Here is a 4,310-nt window from a genome sequence, read left to right as displayed (position 1 = left end):
CAAGATGACCGACCTGGACCTAGCAGGTAAACGCGTATTTATCCGTGCTGACCTAAACGTACCAGTGAAAGATGGCAAAGTAACTTCTGATGCACGTATTCTTGCATCGCTACCAACAATTCAGCACTGCCTAGCGGCGGGCGCTAAAGTGATGGTTACTTCTCACCTAGGTCGTCCAACTGAAGGCGAATACGCGGAAGAGTTCTCTCTACTACCAGTGGTTAATTACCTAAACGACGCGCTAGATTGCGAAGTGAAACTGGCAAAAGATTACCTAGATGGCCTAGAGCTAAACGCAGGTGAGCTTGTTGTTCTAGAAAACGTTCGCTTTAACAAAGGCGAGAAAAAGAACGAAGAAGAACTATCTAAAAAATACGCCGCTCTTTGTGACGTATTTGTGATGGATGCATTTGGTACGGCTCACCGTGCACAAGCCTCAACTCACGGCATTGGTATGCAAGCACCTATCGCTTGTGCTGGTCCACTATTGGCAGCAGAACTTGAAGCACTAGGCAAAGCCATGGATAACCCAGAGCGTCCATTAGTGGCTATCGTTGGTGGCTCAAAAGTGTCTACTAAACTAACGGTTCTAGAATCGCTATCTAAAATTGCTGACCAACTGGTTGTTGGCGGTGGTATTGCTAACACTTTCATTGCAGCAGCAGGCCACAACGTAGGTAAGTCTCTATATGAAGCAGACTTGCTTGAAACGGCTAAAAAGTTGATGAAAGAGTGTTCTATTCCAGTAGCAACAGATGTTGCTTGTGCAAAAGCCTTTGATGAAAACGCAGAAGCGGAAATCAAAAACGTGGCGGATGTTCAAGATGACGATATGATTTTCGACCTAGGTCCAGACTCAACCGCACAACTGGCTGAAATCATCGCTAACGCAAAAACCATTCTATGGAACGGTCCTGTTGGCGTATTTGAATTCAAAAACTTCGAAGCAGGTACAAAAGGTATCTCTGAAGCGATTGCGAAATCTGCAGGTTTCTCAGTGGCTGGTGGTGGTGACACACTAGCGGCAATCGACAAGTTCGGTATCAAAGCCGACGTATCTTACATCTCTACTGGCGGCGGTGCATTCCTTGAGTTTGTTGAAGGTAAAGTACTACCAGCGGTTGAAATGCTAGAAGCACGCGCGAAAGCTTAATGACTAATGAAAGCGGGAGTGATTCCCGCTTTCTTGTTTGCTGCACGTGTGTTTTTATTCTGATAGAATGACGCCAGTTGTGAGCAAACGTTTGCAAGAATTTAAACTTAACTGTTTTATTTTTAAAACGATAGAAAAAATAGGATCAAATCCATGTCTAAGATCTTCGATTTCGTAAAACCAGGCGTAATTTCTGGCGATGACGTACAGAAAGTATTTGAAGTTGCAAAACAAAATAACTTTGCTCTTCCTGCAGTAAACGTAGTGAACACTGACTCTATCAATGCGGTTCTTGAAGCTGCATCTAAAGTTAAAGCGCCAGTGGTTGTTCAGTTCTCTAACGGTGGCGCGGCTTTCTTTGCTGGTAAAGGCGTTAAACTTGCTGGTCAAGGTGCACAAATCCTAGGTGCGGTTGCTGGCGCGAAATATGTTCACGCTGTAGCAGAAACTTACGGTGTGCCTGTTATTCTTCACACTGACCACGCTGCGAAGAAACTACTTCCTTGGATCGACGGTCTACTAGACGCAGGCGAAGAGTTCTTCGCTCAAACTGGTAAGCCTCTATTCTCTTCTCATATGCTAGACCTTTCTGAAGAGTCTCTAGAAGAGAACGTTGAAACTTGTGCGAAATACCTAGAGCGTATGGCTAAAATGGGTATGACTATCGAGATCGAACTGGGTTGTACTGGTGGCGAAGAAGACGGCGTTGACAACTCAGACATGGATTCATCTGAGCTGTACACTTCTCCTGAAGACGTAGCTTACGCTTACGAGAAATTGAGCGCAGTGAGCCACCGTTTCACTATCGCAGCTTCTTTCGGTAACGTACACGGTGTTTACCAAGCGGGTAACGTGGTACTGACTCCAACTATCCTACGTGATTCACAAGCGTATGTTTCTGAGAAATTTGGCCTTCCAGCGAACTCTCTAAACTTCGTATTCCACGGTGGTTCTGGTTCTTCTGAAGCCGAGATCAAAGAGTCAATCAGCTATGGTGTTATCAAAATGAACATCGATACTGATACTCAGTGGGCAACTTGGGACGGTATCCGTCAGTACGAAGCTGAAAACCATGATTACCTACAAGGTCAAATTGGTAACCCTACGGGTGAATCTGCGCCAAACAAGAAATACTACGATCCACGCGTATGGCTACGTGCTGGTCAAGCATCGATGGTTGCTCGTTTAGAGAAAGCCTTCGCTGACCTTAATGCGATCGACGTACTATAAGTTCATTTATCTGGACTAAGTGATGAACCCGCTCAATGAGCGGGTTTTTTTATGGCCGAGATTCAGACAAAATGACTGGCGGATTGTTAAAATATTGCTTAACCTCTAACAAGCTCATATCAATGCTTCCAAGTAACTATTTGTTTTGTCAGTGTTTACATAAAACTGACTTTGCAACATAACCAAAGTGAGATATTGTGCCAAAAAACTGACACTCTGCTGTCAGTCGTTTTTTGTCTTTGATGTTCAGTGGTAACAACATTCAAAATGATTTTATAAAGAGGAAATGCAATATGTCAGGTGAATCAATGGGCATCGAAGCTCCATTAGTCGATGGTTTAGCGCAAGCCAATACTTGGCTGACCAATAATTCAGATCTTTTGATACAATACGGCGTCAATATTATTTCCGCTATTCTGATCCTATTTATCGGTAACATTGTTGTTAAAGCTGTCGCTGGAAGTGTTGCCAAGGCTCTGAAAAAGAAAGACATGGACAAAGCAGTTGTTGAGTTTGTTCATGGTCTAGTCCGTTATACGCTATTTGTGGTGGTATTAATTGCCGCTTTAGGTCGCATTGGTGTGCAAACCGCTTCTGTTGTGGCCATTATCGGTGCGGCTGGATTGGCGGTTGGTTTAGCGCTACAAGGCTCGCTATCAAACTTTGCTGCGGGCGTTTTGATTGTGGCATTCCGTCCATTCAAATCCGGTGATTACGTCGAAGTGAGTGGTACTGCTGGATCGGTTGAATCGATTCAAATTTTTTCAACAGTACTGCGCACGCCTGATAATAAAATGGTGATTGTGCCTAATGGTTCAATCATCAGTGGCCCAATTGTTAACTATTCACGCCATGACACTCGTCGTATTGATTTGGTGATTGGTGTTTCTTATAAGTCCAATCTGCAAAAGACCAAAGAAGTGCTGGCTAAAGTGATCGCGGCAGAGCCTCGTTTGTTGAAAGATCCTGCACCGACTATTGGTGTAATGGCCTTGGCCGATTCTTCAGTCAATTTTGTGGTTCGTCCTTGGGTGAAAACGGCAGAGTATTGGGCTGTTTATTTTGATTTGTTACAAGCCATCAAAGAAGAGTTGGATAAAGAAGGTATTGAGATCCCATTCCCACAAATGGATGTTCATCTGAATAAAATGAATTAATTCATTTTCAATCAAGTGAAAAGGGCATGAAATGATTATTCAGTTCATGCCCTTTCTTTTTGTTGGTTACACTTACATCAGATATTGAATTGCCAGCCCTTTTGCAAGGATAAAGGCGATGCTAAACATCATTGCGGCCACGGCCATGTCTATTCCTTTCTTCACGTTAGGCTTTGAGAGCGTCGGCCCCAGTTTCGCAGCACCAATTGATAAAGAATAAAACCATACAAAAGAGGCTATCATGGTTCCTAGCGCAAACGCGATGCGATCATGGCCTTCAAACTGACCACCAATCGATCCCAAAATCACAACCGTATCTAAGTATAAATGTGGGTTAAGCACAGTAACGGCTAACGCGCCCAAAATAACCGTTCGTTTACCACGTGCGATCACTTCGCCATCCGATTCATTAATGCTTGTTGAAGTGAAGGCACTCCTTAAAGAAATAAATCCATAAAATGAGAGAAAAGCAACACCGCCTAAGGTAACCGAGGTCAGTAAGATTTCGTTACTTGAGAGTAGGGCACCGCCACCAAATATACCCAGAGAAATAAAAATCACATCCAGTAGACTACAGATGGTCGCTGTCGTTAAGTGGTGATTGCGCTTAATTCCTTGGTTTAGCACATAGGCATTTTGTGCACCAATAGGAATAATCATCGTTGCACCTAATCCAAAACCTTGTAGCAAAATCCACACATTCACAGCCCACCTCATCGTGATAACTCAATACAGTGAACGCACAATAGCGAGAGTATAAAAATAAGTAT

Annotated in this window: 4 protein-coding genes; 3 read left to right on the top strand and 1 reads right to left on the bottom strand. The window is 43.6% G+C overall.

What is annotated here, in order from left to right; genetic code table 11:
• The 3 genes from AACT21_RS07085 to mscS all read left to right on the top strand — a co-directional run.
• A partial coding sequence (locus tag AACT21_RS07085; RefSeq protein WP_094164156.1) for a phosphoglycerate kinase occupies positions 1-1,153 on the top strand: 1,153 nt, incomplete at its 5' end.
• A gap of 153 nt (positions 1,154-1,306) precedes the next feature.
• A complete protein-coding gene (fbaA, locus tag AACT21_RS07080) occupies positions 1,307-2,383 on the top strand; it encodes a class II fructose-bisphosphate aldolase (protein ID WP_013857804.1) in 1,077 nt (358 codons plus the stop codon).
• Positions 2,384-2,676: 293 nt separating this feature from the next.
• Complete coding sequence (mscS, locus tag AACT21_RS07075; protein WP_094164154.1) at positions 2,677-3,540, top strand: small-conductance mechanosensitive channel MscS; 864 nt, start codon at positions 2,677-2,679, stop codon at positions 3,538-3,540.
• A 72-nt stretch (positions 3,541-3,612) separates the two neighbouring features.
• Here the strand turns inward: mscS and AACT21_RS07070 are convergent, their stop codons facing one another.
• Positions 3,613-4,245, bottom strand: coding sequence for a LysE/ArgO family amino acid transporter (locus AACT21_RS07070; RefSeq protein WP_094164155.1), 633 nt, complete (start codon positions 4,243-4,245; stop codon positions 3,613-3,615).
• Between the last annotated feature and the right edge of the window lie 65 nt (positions 4,246-4,310).

This window comes from Vibrio sp. V08_P9A1T1, assembly GCF_963874405.1.
Lineage (GTDB): Bacteria > Pseudomonadota > Gammaproteobacteria > Enterobacterales > Vibrionaceae > Vibrio > Vibrio anguillarum.
Note: the sequence above shows the minus strand (reverse complement) of the source record. Positions and strands in the feature narration are given on the sequence as shown.